This window comes from Paraburkholderia sp. UCT70 (assembly GCF_050434085.1).
GTDB classification, from domain to species: Bacteria; Pseudomonadota; Gammaproteobacteria; order Burkholderiales; family Burkholderiaceae; genus Paraburkholderia; species Paraburkholderia tuberum.
The window spans coordinates 792,627-814,641 of the sequence record NZ_JBNPVZ010000004.1 but is presented as its reverse complement, the minus strand read 5'-3'; the positions used below and the strand labels follow the sequence as shown (position 1 = coordinate 814,641).

The 22,015-nt window shown below is 60.2% G+C and carries 13 protein-coding genes, 1 tRNA gene and 1 pseudogene; 9 read left to right on the top strand and 6 right to left on the bottom strand.

Features of this window, described 5'->3' with window-relative positions; all coding sequences use genetic code 11:
• Positions 1-107 precede the first annotated feature (107 nt).
• Entirely contained in the window at positions 108-1,532 is a 1,425-nt protein-coding gene (locus tag OKW41_RS29350; RefSeq protein ID WP_429574803.1) for a M20 family metallopeptidase, read from the top strand.
• A gap of 95 nt (positions 1,533-1,627) precedes the next feature.
• Here the strand turns inward: OKW41_RS29350 and OKW41_RS29345 are convergent, their stop codons facing one another.
• The gene (locus tag OKW41_RS29345; protein ID WP_429574802.1) at positions 1,628-2,680 is read right to left on the bottom strand and encodes an NADP(H)-dependent aldo-keto reductase; all 1,053 of its coding nucleotides are present in this window, start codon (positions 2,678-2,680) and stop codon (positions 1,628-1,630) included.
• A gap of 168 nt (positions 2,681-2,848) precedes the next feature.
• Between OKW41_RS29345 and OKW41_RS29340 the strand changes: the two genes are divergently transcribed.
• Both OKW41_RS29340 and OKW41_RS29335 read left to right on the top strand, forming a co-directional pair.
• Positions 2,849-3,076, top strand: a complete 228-nt coding sequence (locus OKW41_RS29340; protein ID WP_018418198.1) for a DUF3820 family protein — start codon at positions 2,849-2,851, stop codon at positions 3,074-3,076.
• Between the two features lie 247 nt (positions 3,077-3,323).
• Positions 3,324-3,569, top strand: a complete 246-nt coding sequence (locus OKW41_RS29335) for a hypothetical protein (RefSeq protein WP_018418199.1) — start codon at positions 3,324-3,326, stop codon at positions 3,567-3,569.
• Between the two features lie 225 nt (positions 3,570-3,794).
• On the opposite strand, the pseudogene OKW41_RS29330 reads toward OKW41_RS29335, so the two are convergent.
• Positions 3,795-4,093: pseudogene (locus OKW41_RS29330) on the bottom strand (sulfotransferase); the annotation flags it as partial.
• On the opposite strand from OKW41_RS29330, the gene OKW41_RS29325 reads away from it, so the two are divergent.
• The 6 genes from OKW41_RS29325 to OKW41_RS29300 all read left to right on the top strand — a co-directional run bounded on the left by OKW41_RS29325 (position 3,974) and on the right by OKW41_RS29300 (position 12,251).
• Positions 3,974-4,228 (top strand): hypothetical protein, encoded by a 255-nt coding sequence (locus tag OKW41_RS29325; RefSeq protein ID WP_429574801.1) that lies wholly within the window; start codon positions 3,974-3,976, stop codon positions 4,226-4,228. The pseudogene OKW41_RS29330 and the gene OKW41_RS29325 overlap by 120 nt on opposite strands.
• Before the next feature lie 191 nt (positions 4,229-4,419).
• Entirely contained in the window at positions 4,420-4,785 is a 366-nt protein-coding gene (locus OKW41_RS29320; RefSeq protein WP_429449531.1) for a hypothetical protein, read from the top strand.
• Positions 4,786-4,909: 124 nt separating this feature from the next.
• The gene (gene dusA / locus OKW41_RS29315; RefSeq protein WP_429574800.1) at positions 4,910-5,911 is read left to right on the top strand and encodes a tRNA dihydrouridine(20/20a) synthase DusA; all 1,002 of its coding nucleotides are present in this window, start codon (positions 4,910-4,912) and stop codon (positions 5,909-5,911) included.
• Between the two features lie 89 nt (positions 5,912-6,000).
• Positions 6,001-6,076: transfer RNA gene (locus OKW41_RS29310), tRNA-His, on the top strand.
• 142 nt (positions 6,077-6,218) lie between these two features.
• On the top strand, positions 6,219-7,076 hold the full coding sequence (locus tag OKW41_RS29305; RefSeq protein WP_429574799.1) for a hypothetical protein: 858 nt from the start codon (positions 6,219-6,221) through the stop codon (positions 7,074-7,076).
• Between the two features lie 1,077 nt (positions 7,077-8,153).
• Entirely contained in the window at positions 8,154-12,251 is a 4,098-nt protein-coding gene (locus OKW41_RS29300; RefSeq protein WP_429574798.1) for an NACHT domain-containing protein, read from the top strand.
• Positions 12,252-12,645: 394 nt separating this feature from the next.
• On the opposite strand, the gene OKW41_RS29295 is transcribed toward OKW41_RS29300, so the two are convergent.
• The 4 genes from OKW41_RS29295 to OKW41_RS29280 all read right to left on the bottom strand — a co-directional run bounded on the left by OKW41_RS29295 (position 12,646) and on the right by OKW41_RS29280 (position 22,007).
• Positions 12,646-12,951, bottom strand: coding sequence for a holin (locus OKW41_RS29295; RefSeq protein ID WP_429574797.1), 306 nt, complete (start codon positions 12,949-12,951; stop codon positions 12,646-12,648).
• Between the two features lie 12 nt (positions 12,952-12,963).
• The gene (locus OKW41_RS29290; protein WP_429574796.1) at positions 12,964-13,416 is read right to left on the bottom strand and encodes a D-Ala-D-Ala carboxypeptidase family metallohydrolase; all 453 of its coding nucleotides are present in this window, start codon (positions 13,414-13,416) and stop codon (positions 12,964-12,966) included.
• A gap of 85 nt (positions 13,417-13,501) precedes the next feature.
• Positions 13,502-21,337: an LPD38 domain-containing protein gene (locus OKW41_RS29285; protein ID WP_429574795.1), complete on the bottom strand. Its 7,836-nt coding sequence runs from the start codon at positions 21,335-21,337 to the stop codon at positions 13,502-13,504.
• Positions 21,330-22,007, bottom strand: coding sequence for a glucosaminidase domain-containing protein (locus OKW41_RS29280; RefSeq protein ID WP_429574794.1), 678 nt, complete (start codon positions 22,005-22,007; stop codon positions 21,330-21,332). Before OKW41_RS29280 ends, OKW41_RS29285 begins: the two co-directional genes overlap by 8 nt.
• Positions 22,008-22,015 lie beyond the last annotated feature (8 nt).

Sequence of the window (22,015 nt, the reverse complement as noted above, 5' to 3'; positions counted from 1 at the left end):
GCGATGACGTTGCAGGCGATTCGCCTGAACGCCGCGCCGAGCATCGAGCCATCGAGCCTGGCGGCCCTCCGCCCCTTCACCCATCCCCCCGCATCGGAGACATCGACATGAGCCGCAACCAGGCCATCGAGCTTGCCACCCGGCACTTCGAATCCGGCGCTTTTCTCGCCGATCTGAACCGTCGCGTCGCTTTTCGCACCGAAAGCCAGGAAAGCGATCGCGGCGCACTGCTGCTGTCCTATCTGACCGACGAAATCCAGCCCGAAGCGGAGCGCCTCGGCTTCAGCACGCGCATCGTCGATAACCCGGTCGATGGCTTCGGTCCGTTTCTGATCGCCAACCGTCACGAAGGCGATCATCTGCCGACCGTGCTGATCTACGGCCACGGCGACGTCGTGCGCGGCTACGACAGCCAGTGGCGCGCGCCGCTGACGCCGTGGGCGGTGACCGTGGAAGGCGAGCGCTGGTTCGGTCGCGGCACCGCCGACAACAAAGGCCAGCACTCGATCAACCTCGCCGCGCTCGCGAGCACGCTCGCCGCGCGCGACGGCAAACTCGGCTTCAACACGAAGCTGTTGATCGAGATGGGCGAGGAAACCGGCTCTCCGGGGCTCGACGCGATCTGCCATGCGCGTCGCGACGAACTCGCCGCCGACGTGCTGATCGCCTCCGACGGTCCGCGTCTCGCAGCGCGTCGTCCGACCGTGTTTCTCGGCTCGCGCGGCGCGGTCAATTTCAGGCTGTCGCTGAACCTGCGCGACGGCGCGCATCACTCGGGCAACTGGGGCGGCTTGCTGCGCAATCCGGCGACGGTGCTCGCCAACGCGCTCGCGAGTCTCGTCGATGCGCGCGGCGTGATCGCAGTCGACGGCCTGCGTCCGCCGCCAATCCCCGAGGCCGTGCGCCGCGCACTTGCCGACATCACGGTGGGCAACGGTCCGGGCGACCCCACCGTCGATGACAACTGGGGCGAGCCGGGTCTTTCCGCGCCCGAGCGCGTGTTCGGCTGGAACAGCTTCGAAGTGCTGGCCTTCAAGGCGGGTAATCCGGAGAACCCGGTCAACGCGATTCCGCCGTCGGCGTTCGCGGTCTGCCAGTTGCGTTTCGTGGTCGGCACCGATTGGGAAAACCTCGGCAAGCATCTGCGCGCGCATCTCGATGCGCACGGTTTTCAGCTGGTCGAAATCGACGTCGAACGCGGCGCGCCAGCCACGCGGCTGGATCCCGACGATCCGTGGGTCACGTGGGCGATCGCGTCGCTCGAAGCGACCACCGGCAAGAAGACCGCGCTGCTGCCGAATCTCGGCGGCACGCTGCCGAACGAGGTATTCGCCGACACGCTCGGTCTGCCGACGATCTGGGTGCCGCATTCTTATCCGGCCTGCTCGCAGCATGCGCCGAACGAGCACCTTCTAGCTCCGGTGGTGCGCGAGGGCCTGCAGATGATGGCGGGACTGTTCTGGGATCTCGGCGAGAATTCGCCGCTTGCGGCGAAGCGCGAGACGGTGGATACGGCAAAGGCCGCGGGTTGAGTTCGGCCGATGCCGAGTGATTCGCTGCACCTTCCGCGGCCGCCCCGGCAATCGACCGGGGCCACCGCGGCAAGCGCGTCGCGCTTACCTCGACATCAAGGCGCCGGATTCGGCTGCAGCTCGTGCAGCCTGTCGATTTCCGCCAGCACTTCCGGTGACAGCTTCACGTCCGCGCTGGCGATGTTTTCCTTCAATTGTTCGAGCGAGGTCGCGCCGATCAGATTGCTGGTCACGAACGGCCGGCTATTGACGAACGCGAGCGCGAATTGCGCGGGGGTCATGCCGTGGCGCTTCGCGAGCTCGACGTAACGCGTGGTCGCCTGCACGGCTTGCGGCTTGCTATAGCGCTGGAAGCGCTCGAACAGCGTGATGCGCGCGCCGGCAGGACGCGCGCCGCCTTCGTACTTGCCCGACAGCCAGCCGAACGCGAGCGGTGAATACGCGAGCAGACCGATGTTGTCGCGATGCGCGTACTCGGACAGACCCACTTCGTACGTGCGGTTCAAGAGGCTGTACGGATTCTGGATGCTGACGATGCGCGGCAAGCCGAGTCTTTCGGCCGCGCGCAGAAACTGCGCGACACCCCACGGCGTTTCGTTCGACACGCCGATCTGGCGCACCTTGCCAGCCTTCACGAATTCGGCGAGTACCGTCAGCGTTTCCTCGATCGGCACCGTGTACGCGTCGTCGACCCACGGATACGACGGGCGGCCGAACGTCATCGTGCTGCGATCGGGCCAGTGCAGCTGATACAGATCGACGTAGTCCGTTTGCAGACGTTCGAGGCTGTCGTTGAGCGCCTCGGTCAGGTTCTTGCGATCGAACTGGTTGCCCTCGCCGCGAATATGACGCGGATTGTGCGGCTGACGCGCGCGGCCCGCGATCTTGGTTGCGAGCACGATCTTCTCGCGCGCGCTCTTGTGCTGCGCGAGCCACGTGCCAATGTAGCGCTCCGTCGAGCCTTGCGTTTCGGCGCGCGGCGGCACCGGATACATTTCCGCGGTGTCGATCAGGTTCACGCCGTGATCGAGCGCGTAGTCGATCTGCGCGTGCGCTTCCTGCTCGGTGTTCTGCTCGCCCCACGTCATCGTGCCGAGACCAATCAGGCTAACCTGCACGTCGGAGTCGCCGAGTCTGCGGTATTCCATCTAACTTGTCCTGTTGAAGAGGTGAACGGAAAGCGCAGACGTTACCACGCCGGCGCATTACCTGCAGCAAGGCTAGAATGCGGGGCCATGCGTTGCAGCGCGCCGCCTGGTGCTTGCGCGTTGCGCGCTTTGCGCTCTCGATGCGCGTTTCATCATGACTTCGTTGCCATGAATCACGAACACCTCGAATTGCTGGTCACGCGCGTGATGCCCTACGGGAAATATAAAGGCCGCGTGATCGCCGACCTGCCCGGCCACTATCTGAACTGGTTCGCGAGCCAGGGCTTTCCGCCCGGCGAGATTGGCCGTCTGCTCGCGTTGATGCACGAGATCGATCACAACGGTTTGAAACCGCTGCTCGATCCCTTGCGCAAACCGAAGCCCCTGGAGCGTTGAGACCGTGGCCGTGAAAGCGTTGCCAAGCCGGCTGAAAGTCGCGACGCAGGCAAGCTGCAAGCACTGTGGGACAGTACAAATTCATACAGGTTTTTTCTTGCGGATCGCGTTTGCGTGGCCTTTAATCGGCATAGGTCGTCGCGCTGTGAAACGTCGAGAGTGAAGCGGATCAGTCGTCATTCGCTGAACAATTTCGATGTGTTCCGGCGCCCTGCGATCCCCCGCCTTCGTGACTCCCTGAATGTCCATGTCGCAATTCAGCCTGTCGGCGTTGCTCGAATTCATCGGCCACGATCTGTCGCCGGTGCGCGCGGTCATCCTGTTCTTCGTGATCGGCTACGTCGTGGTCGGACTGCCCGTGCATTTTCGCCAGGGCGCGGCCTCGCGCGACATCTGGGGCACGGCCGCCGGCGTAACGATGGCCGCGATCTACGCGGCGTTCATTGCCGGCGTGTACCCGTGGCTGCATCACGTGTCGGTGATCGCGCGTTGAGCGTTGGCCGCCGTCAGGTCGGGGCGAGACCTTCCCATAGCGGTTCACCAATTCGCCTCGGGGCTGCCAGCGCCGCATCGACGTTCGATACAACGGTCGGCGCACCTGTGCCGAACTCGCGGTGCTGACACGCCGCATCGTCTCGCGAAATGCGCGGCAACGTTGGTCCCACTCGAGCCCGCAATGCGCGAGCATGCGACGCACGTTCGCCTCGCAAGCGTTGACCAGCTCCTCGTGCTCGATCTCGATCATCACGCCCGCGGGTAGAACGCGCCGCCAGCGCGTTATCAACTCATCGTACGCGCGCTGACAGCGGCCCAGCTCGCCGAGGTGGCAGCCGAACGACACGTCGTAAAAATGCGCGAGAAAATCGATCGACAGGTCTGTAATGGCGGGCGGCGGCCATGATTGATGCGCGCGTTCGGCAGCGCGAGATGAATGAGGCCGACGTTGATGAAGTTGAACGGGTATTTGTCGGCAAAGCACGCGAGCGGTCCAAGCGATTCCGCCTCGTTGTCGCGCATGCCCTGGCGATACAGCACGTTGCCTTTGAGCAGATGATCGAACGGGGCGGGCAAGCGAATCGCTTCCGACTTAAACGACGAATCGTCCGATGGAAGTTAGCAGCCACGCCCTTCAGTAACGTATCAGATCGTTAACGAAGTGTTACCGCAACGCCGCTCGGTAATACGCGAGAAGATTGGCGAAACGGTCGAGCGTCGCGGCAACCGCTCACGTGGTCGAAGCCCCGAGCGCGCACCGCCGCACCGGCGCCGGTAACGCTCGGACACAAACGCGGCTGAACTCCGTTGCGCGCGGTTTTTCTGAGGTTTACGTGAAGGAGAAAATCGTGACCAGGCTCATTGCATCGATGACGCTGATAGCGGCCGCGGCAGCGAGCATCACTGGATGCGTCGTCGCGCCGCCAGCGGACTACGGCTATGCGCAACCCTACTATCCCTACGCGTATGGACCGCCTTACTACGGACCGGCGTACGGCTCGGTTGGTATCTATGGCGGTTTCGGAGGGTCGTGCTGCTATTACGGACATGGGTATTGGCACGGGCGCGGTGGATGGCATGGCGGTGGCGGGCACGGCGGGCACGGCGGATGGCATGGCGGCGACGGCGGATGGCACGGTGGCGGATACGGCGGCATGCACGGTGGCGGCAGCTCGTGGAGCAGTGGTGGCGGGATGGGGGGACATGGACATTAAGGCATGGACGCATTGACGAACCGGTGCCCGCCTCTGTCGCGACAGTGATATGGCTCCAGCGCGCCCGGCGGTTTCTGGCCTTGCGGTAAAATTATTGTTTTGATTCAAGCCGCTTGGCCGCTCCATGTCTTTACCTCGCACTCCCAGCCCCCGCCGCGTGTCCGTCGCCCCGATGATGGACTGGACGGATCGTCATTGCCGCTCGCTGCATCGAATGATTTCGCGCCATACCTGGCTTTACACGGAAATGGTGACGACCGGCGCGCTGCTGCACGGCGACGTGCCGCGTCATCTCGCATTCACGCCCGACGAAGCGCCAGTCGCGCTGCAACTCGGCGGCAGCGAGCCCGACGATCTCGCGCGTTCGGCCAAGCTCGGCGAGCAATGGGGCTATGACGAAATCAACCTGAATTGCGGCTGCCCATCCGAGCGCGTGCAACGCGGCGCGTTCGGCGCATGCCTGATGAACGAGCCGCAACTCGTCGCCGATTGCGTGAAGGCGATGCGCGACGTCGTATCGGTGCCAGTCACGGTCAAGCACCGCATCGGCGTCGATACGGTCGAGGAATACGGCTTCGTCCGCGATTTTGTCGGCACGATCGCGCAAGCCGGCTGTGAGGTCTTTATCGTTCATGCGCGCAACGCGATCCTGAAGGGCCTGAGCCCGAAGGAAAACCGCGAGATTCCGCCGCTCAAGTACGACTACGCGTATCAGTTGAAGCGCGATTTTCCGCAACTGGAAATCATCATCAATGGCGGTATCAAGACGCTCGACGAAGTCGACGCGCATCTTCAGCACGTTGACGGCGTGATGCTCGGGCGCGAGGCGTATCACAATCCCTACCTGCTCGCCGATGTCGACGCGCGCTTCTACGGCTCTGTGCAGGCGCCGCTGACGCGCGAGCAGGTCGAAGCGAAACTGATCGAGTATTGCGCGACCGAAATGGCACGCGGCACCTATCTCGGCGCGATCACGCGCCATGCGCTTGGGCTGTATCGCGGCGAAGCGGGTGCGCGTGGTTGGCGTCGAGTTTTGTCCGACAGCAAGCGACTTGCGGCCCGTGATCTGACCATCTTCGACGAAGCAAGACAGCATCTGCGCGAGCCCATCGAAATTTTTGAATAAAGGACTAGGCAAACCACAATCTAGTGCCTATAATCTCGTTTCTTCGTCGGCGAGACAGGTTTTTAGAGCAAGTCAAGCGGATGTTAGTGGTGGCTGTAGCTCAGTTGGTAGAGTCCAGGATTGTGATTCCTGTCGTCGTGGGTTCGAGTCCCATCAGCCACCCCAAAGAATTCAGCAATATCAAGCGCTTAGCCGCTGCCGAAGATTTCACGACGTGAAATTCGGAACAAAAATTAGCATCTCGGAATCGAGCCCGCACTCAGTTGCGGGCTTTTTTGCATCTCGTCGTCTTTAGTTGGGTTTTGCAATGACCGCCGAAAAACCTGTCGGGCAGCTCTTCTCCCACACGTACTTGGAGCGCGGTGCGCCAGCATCGGACTCCCCCTCTTTCCGAGAACGGCTTGCGGTCTTCCTCGATAAGCGCTTTGAACACGCTGGATACGAATTGTCGTCGTATCTGGCTATGGAGACCGGGTACGTTAGCGCGTTCGCCTGCCAACGTTGGTCGGAAACTCTTCAAGCTCTGACCATCGCTCAGTTGCTAGACGTAATCACGCTTGTTTGGCGTTTTTGCCAAATTAAGCGCCTTGTGTCGTTGGACAGCGCATGGATCGGCTTCGTGGCACGTGCGCTTTCCGAAGGAAACCTGGGCTATCGACTCGATCCGAGGTGCGGCGTGCACTACCTCGTGGACAGCGAATTCGAGCACAATCGCGTTTCAATGCTCCGTGCGCTCGAGTCCGCCCGTTACGCCGCGGTTCGGCACGAATTCGAAGCCGCCCACGACTATTTAACGGCGTCGGATCCAGACACGAAGGCCGCGGTCAAATCGATCTTTGAGGCAATGGAGATCTTGACGCGCCTCATGGTGACAACCAAAAATCTGAACAAATACTGTGCGCAGAACCAGTTGAAAGACCTGGCACTTAAAGCTATGGGGACAGATCCGGCCACGGAAGGGGTCATCCGCGCAACCTTCGACGCGCTTGGAGAATGGATCGACGGCATCCACCTGTATCGCCACGGACAGAGCACTCAAACGCCAATCGCCCCGCCGCTGCCGCTCGCCGTTCATATCGTGAGCATGGCGTCTACATACATTCGGCTTCTAGTCGACGTCGATCTGGCAACGCTTGCCAATCCTGCGGCTTCAGATTCAGTTTGAAAATATGTGCCGGCCGCACCGGCGGCACACCCGGACGGCTTCCACATCGACGCGTTGCGGCCTCGCAGCCGCGAACTCAGGTGACGTCGCTTCGCAAACGACCGTTGGCAACTCTATGTGTCCGACGGGTGACCGAGCGGCTCTTCCCGGCCCGCTTGACAGATGCGGCCACGAGGTTCACATCTTCCTAGCCACGGTCCGGCGCAGCCGTGCGCGGCAGACGACCCAATTGTTCGAGTCCCGCTAACCGCGCGAGTCCAATATCCGTTTTTCGTGCAATTGAAAAGGCGGTGAAGGGCCATTATTTCACCAATTATACTGTACGTTCATACAGTACTTTGGCGTGCCCAATGCCGCAAATTCGATACACTCACGCCGCGACCGACCACCCCTGCCGTTGGTGCGAGCATTGGGTGGTGACATCGCCGGCGGGATCACATGCCCTATGCCTGTGGAACGAGCAGAAGCAGGTGCGAGCGCAGCCAGAGCGGATGCATGCATTGGCTACGAGCGATAGGGTCAGACGATGGCCTCGAGGAACGTCCACGTCGACGGTAGCTGGGTGCGGAATGTCTGCCCGACGAATCAGGCTGCGCGACGATTTCAGGGTTGTGCGACGGCTCACCACGAGCAGAAGTAGAAGACTTTTTGACGGGTTGCTTGGTTCCTCTCCGGGCACCCGTCGTGACGTTGTTGACTCTTCCGCAGCACCCTGACCGGGCGGCGGCTTTTTTATTTTTTCGGGAATTTCTGGGCCGGTAGATAGCGCCCCGTCGCTGGCGTTCGAGCCCACGCGATTTCAACCTCACTTTCCAAAAGTACCACTGTCATTCAAAGCCTCGTCAACAGCCGGCTTATCCTCGGCCGACCCGGCCTGCAATTTTAGCATTACTCGAAGGCGGCTTGCGGTAGAGCGGTTGCAAATGAGAGAACCCGAACACTTATCCCGTAACCGTCGAACATGTTGTTATCTTCCATCACCACCGCGAAATATTGGTATCTTGGGACGAATGCACTACGCTTTTCTGAACGTGAATCGACGAATCCGGTGCCTCGATAGCGGTGAATCCAAGAGAAATGACGATCTCTTCAAGCATCCTTGCGACGCTATCTAAATATTCAGACAATAAGCTTGCGCTCGCGTTGGTGGGGGTATTCGCAGGTGCTGTCCTGACAAAGCTAATCCCATTCACGGGAAAGATGCTTTGGGAACTCTTGGGTTTGATCGGCCGTAGACTCGGGGGGCGGCTGGCCTACATTGGACTTCAACGAAAATATCTTGACTGGATGGTCACTGAACATCGCGAACTACGCTTACCTGGAATCGTTAGCGCGGAGGCAACAAAAAAGCCCAAGTTGGAACAGGTGTTTGTTTCTCTTTTTGTTGTAGAGGCCCAGCGAACATGGTCAGTGAAGCGGTCTGAGGACGAACGTCTTGACTTCGCCAAAGATGCAACGTGGAAGGAGCTTGGAGATCTTCTTCGACTGCATCGCGCGGGAAAGCGATCAGTATTTGATTTAGATAGTGTCCTAGTTCATTTCAGAATTGCCAAAGAACGCATGTTTGGGCCGCCCAGTTCAAACGAGCGAGAATCCGAGGCCCTCCGAGAGCTCTCGCGAAAGACAGCTTGGTTAGAGAAACACGACGATATCTCGCTCGAAATTTTGAGCCGAATAAAGCTAGGCCGGCTTCTACGGTTGCACAAGCGAATTGCAATTCTGGGTGCTCCTGGTGCGGGAAAAACAACGCTTTTACAGTATCTCGCTCTTGATTACGCCCGTCAGCGCGCTGGCGATAAGATGCTACGATCTCACGGAACGACTCGACTTGGCAGCGGAGAGTGGAAACTGCCGATTTTTCTCCGATTGAGTACAGCGGCCACACTCCTGACTGAATCGATCTCTAAAGGAGAACCACCGACAATATTAGACATCGTTCAACGTACAATTCCTGCAGAGCTCCAAAGGCATCCCGCGTGTGTCGCGTATTTCCGTTATCGTCTAGAACGCGGCGAGTGTCTCATACTCCTGGATGGTCTTGACGAGGTCGCTACGCAGCAAGAGTTCGATCTCGTCGTCGATTCGATTAAGAATTTCGTTACTTTTTATCCAAGAAATAAATTTGTAATTACGTCAAGAATTGCCGGTTGGCGAACCGGCGTCACATCCGATTTTGACCTGTTCGCCGTCGAAAATCTGAGTTCAACTCAAGTTGAAAACTTCGTCGACGCTTGGTATGCAGCCGTGGAACAAAATGCCGTCGTAGGCCGACTCGAGGACGAAGGGAAGGCGCAGAGACGTGCTAGAGAGTACAGGGCCGCGCGCAAAGCTGCGGAACTAAAACTTGCGCTCACAGATAACCCAAGGATCAGGCATTTGGCTGAAAATCCGATGCTTCTTTCGATAATAGCATTGGTCCATCGTAGCGTTGCCACTCTACCGCGCGAGAGAAGTAAGCTTTACGGCCAATGCAGCAAGATATTCCTTGAGCAGTGGGACATATCAAGGGGAGTGCGGGTCGACGATACTAATCTAAAGTTCGAACAAAAGGAGGCAATTTTGCGACGTGTAGCTTTTGCAATGCACTCCGGGGAAATCGGTGATAAGGGAGGTGGAAGAGAAGCCGCGAGGAAAGATGTCGAGGAGATCATCGCGGTGATACTGCCCAGCTTGGGAAGAGCTAGAGAAGATGCCAAGCATTTGCTGAACAGGCTGATCGAGCGAAGCGGCATCTTAATAGAGCGCCGCCCCGACGTATTGTCGTTTGTCCATCAGACGTTTCAAGAATTTTTTGCTGCCCAGTTTCTGGCATACTCCGGGTTACCTGAACATTCTCGATTCCTTTTGCACCATACTCGTTTATTGAGCACTTGGTGGCGGGAGGTGGTACTTTTATACGCTGGTCTGATCGCGGATACAAGCGACTTCATAAACGGCATTCTGACTAGTCGGGAAGACGATCTCTGTCGCGGGACACTGCGATTGGCGGCACTTTGTGTCGGAGAGGCGGCTTACGTGGCGGACGAAACAAGAATGCTAGTTGCTGGGCAAGTCCTAGGCGTGCGTACACTTGGATTCACAGATGTGGTGCCGCAACAAAATAGGCGGCCGATGATAAGTTACCTTATTGATTGGGCGAAGAACGAGGATTGGCACGTTCACGCCGCGCTGACGTCGGTGCGCGAGGCCCAGAATGCTGGTCGACATAATTCGTTAAACGAAAAGCTTCTTGTTTCCGCGTCGTCGTTAGAGGCCGATATTTCGATTGCCTCCTTAAAATCGTTTGAGATAATTGACCCGGAACGCGTCAATAACGAATTGATCGATCTAGTAATTGAAAAAGCGACGAGCCCCGATACGACCGCGAGGCGCGCTGCGTTTGTGAGCTTGAGAAAATTTGAGGCTACCCAATTCAAAAATAAAATCGAGAACCTGTACATAGCTGCAGCTTCCGATTCGGATGGTGAGATCCGGTACGTTGGCGCGATGGGACTTTTGCGATGTGTCGAGTCGAACGCCCATACAGCGAGCTTATCCAAACTTGCAAGCGCGAAGGATCTGCTCCCGAATGGACACTCATACGACGCTAGTGCTTACGGCGATTACGATCCAGCAAAGGCGGCGCTATCGGTATTAATACCGATGCCGCTAGAAACTCGAATTAAAATCGTGGCGAAATACGCGTGCGGGTTACGTTTCGCGAACGAATTTACCAATACCTTACTTGGTCGCCTTGAGCGTGATTTTGGTCAATCAGGCGTTGCTCAGACTGTGTTGAAATCCATCGCCGATGGAGCGAACGATGAGGTGGAGGAAGTGGGGGATTTGATTATCTTGTTGCGTCAGCCGTCGGACATTTTGATCAAGGCAGAAGCAATCGAAACGCTGATAGCCAAGTTTGCAAAACCACATCAAGCCCGCTTTTCTTTCTTGGCGCTCGCATTCCTAGGATCTAGAGGCTTGCAGCAAAAAGTTCTACAGAACGCGGAAGCTCTCATCGCGCATGCGGAGTCGTCTTCGCGGACTGGGGGTTTGTTGATCGTCGAGACGCTCGGATCGGATGTCGGCGCGACCAAATCGCTAATAAGTGCTGTGGAGGCGTCCTTTAGTAGCACTCTGATATCTGAGCGATTTGTGGCGGCGAGAGCATTAGCCGTAATTGCCCCCCCTGACAGGGTCAGAGAAGTTCTTCCGAGATTTCTTAAAATGTTGGACGAATCTCACGATGCGGCCAAAGTGAGTGCCCTAAAGGCGCTCGGAACGCTTGCCGCTCGTAACCTCCTTGATGCGCTCGGTATCGAGGCGCTCGTTCGTGCGATGCATGCCAAGCAGCATCGGATACGCATCGCGGCCGCCGCCGCAGCAGCTTCTCTTCCTTCTGCTCTGCTCACGCAATCGTTAGTATCTCAGATCATATCTTCCACCTTCGACTCGGAGGCCGAGATGCGTCGCCGCCGCAGCCCGTTCTACCGATTTTCAGTTCAGGTCAATCAGAGGGTTTTATCAAAACTGTCTAGGAGAGTCTCTACATTCTCGTGGACAGAAAGAGAAGCGATGGCGACCTCAATAAGACACGGACTGTCGAAGAACCCAGAAGCGTACAAGATATTATCGGAAGCTCATTTCGAGGCTTGGGTCAGGTGGATCGAACAATCCAATCACAATTATGGGATGAATCTATCTAATGCATCCGATCGTGCGGTACCCAGTGAAATTAACTCTCTCTTCCCGGCGTCCATCGAATTCATTGATGTTGAAACTGGATGGGGTAGCAACTCAAAATGGATTCCAAAGCATCCAGAAGATATATTGACACTCCAGACGGAAGGCCTTTTCGAGAAAAAATTAGACGTTGTTTTAAACGGTTCAGACGAGATAAAAAAATCCCTGGCGCTGAATTTGTTGATTCGATGCCATATCAGATGCTCACCGGAAGTGGCGTCAAATTCCTTTGCTTCGCTTTTCGATTCTGTCGACGAAAAATTGAGTGTTTGGGCGATTACCAATGCCTTGAAGGTAGTGGATTGTGCTGGTAGTCGTTCGTTATGCGAAGCCATAGGTCGGAAGCTCGAGGACAACAGCGCTGTCGTTAGAGAAGCGGCGTGGCGTGCTTTGGCGCTCTCGTACTTTCCTGACATGCCTACGATCGCACGTTTTAGGCAAGGGATAAGCTGATTCGTCGGGTGGCTTCGAATACGGAGCGCTTATGCGCATTTACTTTAGCCGAGTCGACGTAATGCTGTGTGTATCGTGTTCTCCAACATCGGCAATTTAACACGACCAAATATCGAGCGGCTCGAATCGCCGGGATGACCTGATGACGGGACGGACAAGCCGACCAGAAGGCCGCAATCCGACGGGAACCGACGTTCGAGTGTCCCTCTGAGCGCCCAAACGAACGGCTGACGATGGCATCACTCCATTGGCCATCGACCCCGAAAATGAGCGACTAAGCGTTTATTGTCCGCTGCTGCTATCCGCCACTCCGCCTGTACCGGTAAGCCTCACCGCCCCTCCCGATTCAGACGGGTGAAACGCGTCTAGGGCGAGCCGTCTGCTACTGCGGACCTTATTCGCCCCGATCCTTGCGGTCATCGGGAATCTTGCCAAGGATTTTCTGCGCCAATGCTTCGAGCGCCGACTGCCCTAGGATACCGAACGCCGATGCAATTCCCACCAACGCCGTCGGTGGCATTTCCTTGAACACCATCAGCACTGCACCGGCGCTCGCGGACAGGCCGGCGCCCACAATCATCCGGCCGACGACAAGGCGAGCAGATATCTGCTCGCCGCCCACCAGAAGCTTTCCCAAGCCGATCACGGCGCCAAGGCCGAAGAGAACGATGAGTTCCTTTTCGTGTTCGTCCAGTTGCATTGATCCCCCTGATTACGCAAGGCCGTTTGCATAGGTCGTCGCTCCCGGCCCAAAGTTGGCGGTCAGGATCTGCCTTGCAGGCTTCTCCCCGGTGGCGGGAATCGCCAGATGTACCCAAGTTCCTTCGAGGATCATTTGCTGGAAGCCGATATTCGACGCGGCGATCTTCCGGCAGATTTCGAGCGGACTGCCAAAGCCTGGGCAGATGAAGTCGCCGGCCAGCCCCGTCATGTGCGCGCTGTTGGCCGCTCCACCGACCGCCGCGTTGAGCGCGGGCGAGCGATAGCCGGACGACACCAGCACGGGTCGCGAGCCGAGCAGCGCGCGCACCTGCTCGAGCGTTTGGGCGGTACGTGTCAGGTTCTCGATGATCGCCGGCGACGGCGTGTTGTCGATCCGGCGTCGTGCTGCGGTCTCGCTCTGCGTCAGTTCATCCAGCGAGAAATGATCGGTAAGTCGTGTCATGCAGATACCCCAATAGAAACGGCCGCACGCGCGGCCGTAAACGAAAAAACCGCCCGAAGGCGGTCACTGACAGTCGACATTGTTCCTATTGCGCTTGAAGTTCGCGGTGGGCGCGGTTCGCCTGCATCTGGGTGGCACGCACACGACGGCTAATTTCGTTGACACGTTGCTGGCGCTCCGTCGCATCCTCGATTTGGCGTGCCTCCTTGGCCTCCGTGTAGAGCTTTTTGATTTCACTGTTAGCCGCTTTGTACAACGCTGCGATGCGCTCGACGTTCGGGTGCTCCGCATCGAACTCGTCGAGCCTGCCCTGCCGCTCCGCGTACTGACGTTCGTTCGTCAGCCTGTCGGCTTCCGTCGACCGCTCGCGGAACTCCACCATGTCCTGCCGAAGCGGTCCGGAGCCGAACGAGCGGACGAGCGGAATATCGGTCAGGCTCTTGTCCGTCCCTGCGTCTTCGCCCAGCGCCTGAATTGCCTTGATCGCATCAAGCGCACCACCGCCCCCATAGCTACGCAGCAGATGGGAAATCGTCTCCGGATAGACGTCGACGCCAGTGCTGTCGTACAGGTCTTTGGCAAGCCCGCGGAAAAGCGCCGAGGTCTGCGGCCACCCCTGCTCGAATTTCAGCTTGTTGCCGGTCCACTCGTCGGGTTTGTGGATGGGGCTACCCTGCCCGGTCTGGTTCAAAGCGAGCTGCAGGAGCGGCTTCGCTATGCTCGGCATAAACTGCTGCATCACCCAACCCGCCATGTCCTTCGATGGATCGATGTCTGTCGGATCGACTGGCGAGAAATTGGACAGCAACCCGTCTTTCGCGACGTTGCCAGCGAACGTGCCAACGTCGTCGATCCCATCGGCATAGCGATGCGTGGCGGCCGCTAGTGTCAGTGCAATGCGTCCAAAGCCAAAACCGACGGGCAGCTTCCAGCCGCGCCCGTCAGGATCGCTCGGATCGATCATCGTCAGGAAACGGCCGGACTGCGAAAGCGGAATCTTGTTGAGCTTGTCGACGCCGTCGTCGTCCTGACCGCCCATCGATTTGAGCGCGCCGTAGAGGCTGTACATCAGCGCGTAATGCGCCAGCATCACGGCCGCACCGCGCGGCGTGCGCAGTGCCTGCGCCATGCGACGCGCGTCGAACAGTGCAGGGCCGGCGAAGGTGTAGATCGCGCCGAGCTGTTGGCCGAGCTTGCCTTTCGTCTCGAAGTTCATCGTGTCCTTCACGTACAGCGCTGCATCTCTCTCGGGCACGCGTGACTCGACGAGCGCCTTGAACAGCGACACTCGCGACGACATTTCCATGTGCTCGTTCACGCGATCGATGAAGTCGCCGATCTTCCCGGCGGCCGCCTTCGCCTTGAACTTTGTCGTCGCGCCGACCATCTTGCCGAACTCGTTCTCCAGGTTCTTCATCGTGTCGTCGCGGAACAGATCCTGATACAGCGTCGAGCCACCGAGCTTTTCGTAGCGCTCCGCCCACTTGTGATACTCGCCGGCGGGTTTCATGCGCCAGTCCGCGGTGAACCCAACGTTGTTGGCGAGTGCGCGCCGCACGGCGCCGATCTTGTCGTCGGTCGGTGCATCCGCCATCACCAGCGACATCATGGATTGCACGTCCCGCAGCTTGTTCATTGGCGGGAACATCGGGTTGTAACGTGTATAGATCGCGGATAGCAGACGCGTTGCCCGTTGCGGCAATGAAAACACGCCGTCGATCTGCGCTCGATTTGCGCCCTGGAGCGCGTCGAGCACCTTGCGGTTGCCGATATGGACGATCGTCGTCTGGTTGCCGTCCCGTAGCACAAGCGCCTCGGGAGACATCGCCGCGTTAGGCTTCACGCGCTCGTGCACGATGCCGTCCTGCCCGACGTATTTCTCGAATATCTCGTAATGATTCGGCGCCTCGTTGATCCGCGCGGACAGCAGCGCCTTTGCCGATGGCGTCGCCTTGATGAACTGCACCATGTCGCGCTTGAGCTGTTGCCAGCCTGCGCGCCGGATCGCGCTGTCGCTCGCTTCAAACACGTTCTGCAACACGTTGTCGGCGAGCGTGCCCGAGCGGCCCATCGCCTGCTTTTCCTTGGGCGACTTCAGGCCACCACCACCGCTCGAGCTTGACGTCTCACTGTCCGCAGCGTTGGGGTCGCCCTTGAGCGGCACATACCACTGATACTTCGGGCGGCCGGATTCCATCTCAGGCGTCAGCAGACCAGCGTCGCGAAGGGTCTGGTCGCGATAGTCGAGCATGGGCTTCAGGTGCTCACCATAGAACTTCTCGTAAAACTCGATCAGGCCAGGCGCGTCCCGGCGAACGTCACGCTCGAACGCGTCGATCTCTTCGTTCGTGCGGCCCGAACCGGCAAGGTCGCGTCCGTCCGTTTTGCGCGCGATCTCGGCGTTGCGCTCGCGGCCGTGCTTGATCAGATTGCCGACGGTTCCGGTATCCATCAGAAACTGCTGCCACCCCTCATCGCCCGGCCGCGATGCGTACCAATCCAGCTGGGCGAAGTCGCGCTTGTATGCGTCGCTCAGCGCCTTCATAGTCGGGTCTACGCTCTGGCGTACGAAGTCCTGCCGCGTCTTTTCCGTCGCCCCCTGAAACAGACGCACGGTGTTGCGCAGGGTTCGGCCCGCCGGCGTGTCGCCGGTGCGTCGGATGATCTGCTCGATCGGATTCAGATGATCGAACAATGACGTCGTGACGGTCTCAAGCCATTTCGGTTGCGCAGCAGATCCGCCCTCGGACAGGAAGGTGCGCGCCGCGCTCTTTGCCGCCGTCGGATTGCGCGACATGGCGCGCATGTTCTCCCAAAATGTCGGCTTGCGCTCCACCTGTGGGACCGATGAAGCCGGCGCGCCTGCTCGCGCGAAATCGGCTGGTTCGTTATCCGTTATACTGCTTTCGGAGGTATTACCTATGGCACGCTCTGCACTCCCCGATGCGTCGGCACTCTCGCCCGACGCGCTGCTATACGACTTCGAAGGTTCTGGCATCCCGGTTTCAATCCGCGAACCGCTGGCCGGCGAATACTGCGCGGCTTGGGACACTGACCCGCCGCGCAAATTTTCGTCTGAATCAGCGCGGCGCAACGGTAACCCGTTGTCCCCCGAAGAATTCATATCGTTGGTGCGCAAGGCACGCTCCCACGCAGCGTCGTAAATCTCCCGCATCTTCCGGTCAAGTTCGCCTACGCGCGCTTCTTTGTGAGGCGCGTTACTACCTGCTTCCAAATCCCGAGCGATCCGCGACCGCTCAATGTAGAGCGAGTGCGCCTGTTTTTTCGCCGCGATCATTTCCGGGACATTCACCTGTATTTCCGCCGTGACGCCGTTGGAACGAACATTTAATTTCGCGTCTCGATACCCGTCTCCCGAAGCTTTACTCTCACGCGCCAGCAGGTTCCGCGAATCGCCGACGATGTCAAACCGTTCGCCAATCTGGCGAATCGCGTCGCGTGCTGCGTCGACGTTCGGCGCGACAATCGTTCCACGTAGCACGTCCTTGATCTTCGTCGCGTCGCCCGCGTAATCGCTCACCACTTTGTCGATCGCGCGCTCGCGTCCTTTCAGTTCCGGTGTGAGTGCGTAGCCGTTCATAGCCTCTGCGATGCCGCGCAGCGCTTTATCGAATTCCGGCTTCGCCGCAGCGGCGTCGCGGTATGCTCTCTCGAACACCTGCCGGTTTTTGACGCTCAGATCTCGTATCGTGGGCGTTCGGCCCGACGTCGAGAATTCGGTGGCCAGCTCGTCGCCTGTGACGCTGCGCCCGCGCTCGCGCAAGTAGCGCTGCGCGTCGCGAAGCGTCGCTGCGACCTCGGCGTCTGTCACATCGCCGCGCAGCAGTCCAGCCCGTTTCAGAAACTGACGCACCGCGTCGATCACCCGACGCACGACGCTGTTCTGCACGTTGCGCTCGGCCATGAGCGCGATCATTTCCTTTGCGCGACGCTGGTCAGGCAAACCGGGCTGCGTACGATCGACCTCCTCGCCAATCTCCCTGAACGCCTTGTTCCCCAGCCGCTCGGCTGCAATGACTCTGCCGGTCAGCTCGCGCATCGTGTCGCGGCCGACCATGTTTTCGAGCCCGTAGTGCCCGATCAATTCATGGCGTGCGACCTCGCGTGCGCGGGCGGGACTGGCAAGATTGTCGGCGATGAGGGCGACGCGATTCGTACGTGGATCGAAGAAGCCTTCGACGTCGTGCGCCCCCTCGGCCTCGGCCTGCCGGCGCACATATTCCGGCGCGTCCGCGAGCGTGTCATACACGTCGACGTGATGGCCGTGCGTATCGCGCTCGATTGCGCGGCGAACGGCGTCACCCGTCATGCGTCCAGAAACAGAAAGCCCCTCACGTGGAGGGGCTTCGTGGTTCGGTGCGGTTGTGTCGGATCGTCGTCGATCACTTGAGAACAGCGGATCCTGCCCGTTGGCTGCGGCGCGATCAGCATCGCGATCGCTACCAGTCAGCCTGAAGTCGGAGCGCTGCGCGTCCGCCTCGGCCCGCTGGTCCGCGGCGCGCTGTGCCCGTTCATCTTCTGCTTTCGCGGCGCGCTGACGCTCGACACGCTGGCGCAACGTCTCGGGCGTCGGATTGGTCAGGAGCGGTGCATCGGCGGCTGGGCCGTTCGCCGCAGCCTCGCGCGCGCGCCGCCGCTCGGCAACACGATCCTGAACGCGTTTCGGAGTCGGCCGCTGCGTTACCGCTTCGCCGGATCGTTCGCCGCCGGCTGGTTGCTGCGCAGCTTCGCCACGTCCGGCGGCCCCGACTTCTTCAGCAGGTCGACCGTTTGCACGTCCTGCGGTCTCAGCGCCTTGCCGGCTATCACTCGTCGCAACAGGCTCACGCCCTGCGGCGAGCCCCAAATCTTGCGCCCTTCTGGTGTCATTGTTGACCTCGCTTAATACCTGTTCGCGCGTTGCGCGCTCAACCGAACCGAACATGTCTTCGGTCGGCTTCACCGATTCACCGTACGCGAAATCGGCCACGCGTTTTAGCGTCTCGCCGATCCGCTTACCTGAACGCACATTGTCTGCGAAAAGCTGCACAAACTCACGCGCCTCCGGATTCAGTGCAAGGTCCTGCTGTCGCGCGAACTCGTTCAGCCGTACACCCTGACGCCGAGCATTGACGGCCGCGCGCGCTGCTTCGGTCACGAGCGACCGAACGTCCAGATCCCCGGCGCCGTCGAGCCTCGCCATTGAGCCCGCCGCGTCGGCCATGCCCCCGAGCACCGTGCGCGCCTCCGGATCGGTTGCCTGCGCGTACAAGCGCACGAGCTCCGGGTCGCCGTATGCCTTCTGGAACGTGGCGGCCATAAGGCGATCGACGGCCTGGCGGGTTGGCGTGCCATCCGGATTAAGCAGCCCGACCTGTTCCGACGTCGGCATGGATTGAACGAACTGCCGCACCGATTCAGGCGTGGGTTCACCGGCATCGCTAAATTCGAGCTTGTCGAGATCGACGCGGTTCATGTCGTTCTGTGCCTGCTCGACGGGCGACAGTGCCGCGGTGCCGGCCGTGTTCGACACGTCGCCGATATCGGCTGTAACGTGATCGCGTGGCATCACGCGGACCAGTACCGGTTGACGCATGCTGCTAATCACCTTCTGCGAGACGCCTGTCAGCTCGGCATCGTGTGCGATGCCCTGCCTGTATGTATCGGCGGTACCGCGCTCGTACGCGGCCTGAAGTGCAGCCGCGCGCCCGTTGCCGGCAATCGCGCGCAACTGCGTGCCAGTCCCTTCGGCATACCCGGCGACCGGCGAACCGTCGGCCCGGTTCGACGGCAGCAACGAGCCCGCGTCGACCACTGCGTACTGCACGGGGATGCGCCGGCCGTCGGCAGCTACCGCAAAGTCCTGGCGGCCGAGCTGGTCAGCGGGAATGTCCGCGCCCGGGTTCGCCTCGACGACCGGCGCACCGTTGGCAAAGTCGCGCGAGAACGACAGTCGAGCGTGATCCGGATCGGCGGCGATGGAGTTCATTTGCGCTATCGCGGCGGCCGACGAGCGATCGCGGTTCTGCAGGACGACCGGCCTGCCGGTCAGTGAAGCATCGGTCGATCCAGTTGCTGCATCTGTCGCGCTACCTGCATCGCCAGCGCCATCCTCTCGGACAGCGGCTGTATCAGTTGCAGGCTCCTGTTCTGGTACGCCACGACCTGACGCATCAGGCGCAGGTTCGACGGCTTCACCAGTCGTTTGCGTGGCGTCACGCGCGCGAGCTTCCTGTGCATTGCGGATATCTCCTGTAAGGCCGGTGTCGACCGCGGCCTGTCGTGCTGCTCGGGCATCAGCGGATTGTTGGTAGGTCGGGCGTTGAACGTTGCCGGACGCATCCGCGACGAGATTGCCGCTGGTATCCGGCATGTCGGGCGATGGCAGTGCCGGCGTGGCTTCGGGCGCTTCGAGCTGGCGGGGTTGTGCCTGCTCTTGCAAACGAGACAGCAGACGTTGCGCGGCACGGCCGAGCGAGTTCTGCATTTGCGCTGTCTGCTCGAGCGTACCGTTCCGCAGATCGGACGTCAGGTGGTTGCCGATGTAATCGCGGTTCACGATCTTGGGCAATCCGTCGAGGATCGCCTGCACGTCGGCAGGCGTCGCGTTGTATTGCGACTCACCCATCGCAAAACCCTGTGGCGCGTCCGGAGCGCCAATGCGATATGCCGGAGCGGGCAGCGCAAGCGGATCAGCGGACGCGCCGGCGGGGGGCGCGCTGTCTGCGGTGGTCTCGGCAGCAGCATGCGGTCGACCGCCGATCGTGCCGCCCAACACGCCGCCCATTACTGCGCCTTCCGCCGTCGATCGCGCGACACCTTCGGTCAGCGACTGGTCCGGCAGAAAGTTACGGATTGCGGCATTTGACGCGAGCTGAGTGCCGCCGCTCTGCGCAGCGTTCGTGGCCGCTTCCAGCGCGGCCACCGCGGGGCGTTGCAGTCCCGTGGTCAAGCCGGCGAGGCCGCGCTCTACCGGTGCGATCCGCCCCGTCACCGCGCCCAGCAGCGCGCTACCGAAGACTTCCGGCCAATTTCGTGCGATGCCGGCGAGCTCGGCTTTTGCGTCTGCCTCGTTCATTCCCGAGTTGCGAAGCTGCGCATAAGCGGGGCTGCGCGTCATCAACGAGGCGTCCGGCGTGCCCTGCAATTTGCCGTAGATCAGACCGCGTGCCTGGCCGCCGCTCTGCGCGCCGAGGACTGCCGGAACAACAACCGGTGCGGCCGGCCCGCTGATCGCGCCCGCAACAAGGGCAGGCGCAAGGCCGCCCACGACGTTACCCGCAGTTTGAAGAGGACTGCGCCCCATGCCGGCGATGGTCGGCATGATCCCGGTACCGCCTTGCGCCTCGTCGGCGGCCACCTCGCGCGCCACGCGTGCGCGTTCATCACGAACGACTGCCGATTGATTCGCCTCGCTTTCGTCGACCACGCCCTGAATGCCCCGCGACAAGGCGTTGCCCGGGCTCGCCAAATCGGAAATCGACTTGACGCCGCGTAGCGCCGCATTGATAGGCGTGCTGAGAGTGTCGCCGACGAATTCAGCCGTGGAGCGCGTCGGCGCCTTCGGCTTGTCGCCAGCGTATTGCTGCTCGAAGTACGTGCGCAGCGTGCCGGGATCTTCGCCGTGCGCTGCCGCGATATCGCCGATTACCTTGTCGCGATAGTTGTTCCAGATCTGTTGCTTCGCGTCGTAGTCCGTCGCATCGAAGTTGTTCGCCGCTTTATAGGCATCCCACGTCGGCGCAGCCGGTCCCATCTGCTGCAGACCTTGTGGCGGCTGCATGCCTGACGGATCGAGACCGTAGGCGGCGATCGGCGGAGACGCCTGTGGCTGATACGGTGTCAGCACGCCGAGCGCCCGCAGTCGACCCGCCGTGTCTTCTTCGGCAATGTTGTACGGGTTCAGATTTGTATCAGGCATTGTTCACGATGCTGCGGATATAGTTGTCGATCCATGCGGAATAGTCCGGCGTCTGCGCAGCAGGCGTTGGTGCTGCGTCCTGTCCTTGCGTCTGTTGCGACGCCATGCTTTTCGAAATCGCGCCGGGCGCAGTGGTGATCTTCCCGATCTTCGGCCCGCTCGCTGGACCTGCCGCCGCCGGCGCGATTCCATAGAGCGCATCCGCGTCGATCGGATAATCGGTCGGTGCATCGGCGCCGAGTCCTGCCGTCGGCGCACCGGTCAAGCCACCATAGATGCTGGCCATCTTGTCGACGTATCGGGGGTCTTCCGCATAGCCGCCAGCCTTCAAGGCCGACGAGAAGCGCATAACGTCGTCGCCAGCGCCGAGCGCGCCGGGGTAACGGCGGGCGAGCAAGGATGCGTAGTCATTGCCGAATGCCTCCGGAGTCGCATAGGCGCGGTACGCGTCACGGCTGCCCGTCATGTTGTCGCGAGCGCGTACACCACGCCCCGAAGAGTCTTTGATGTTTCCGAGGTTGTTGGTGCCCGGAATAACGGATTTGCCCCATCCCGTCTCAAGCCCCCATTGCGAGAGCAGAACATCGCGAGATATGCCGGTCTGTGCTGCCACCCGATCTGCGACGGGTCCGTATTGCAGAACGAATCGGGCGCGCTGGTTGTCGCTCATAACGGCGT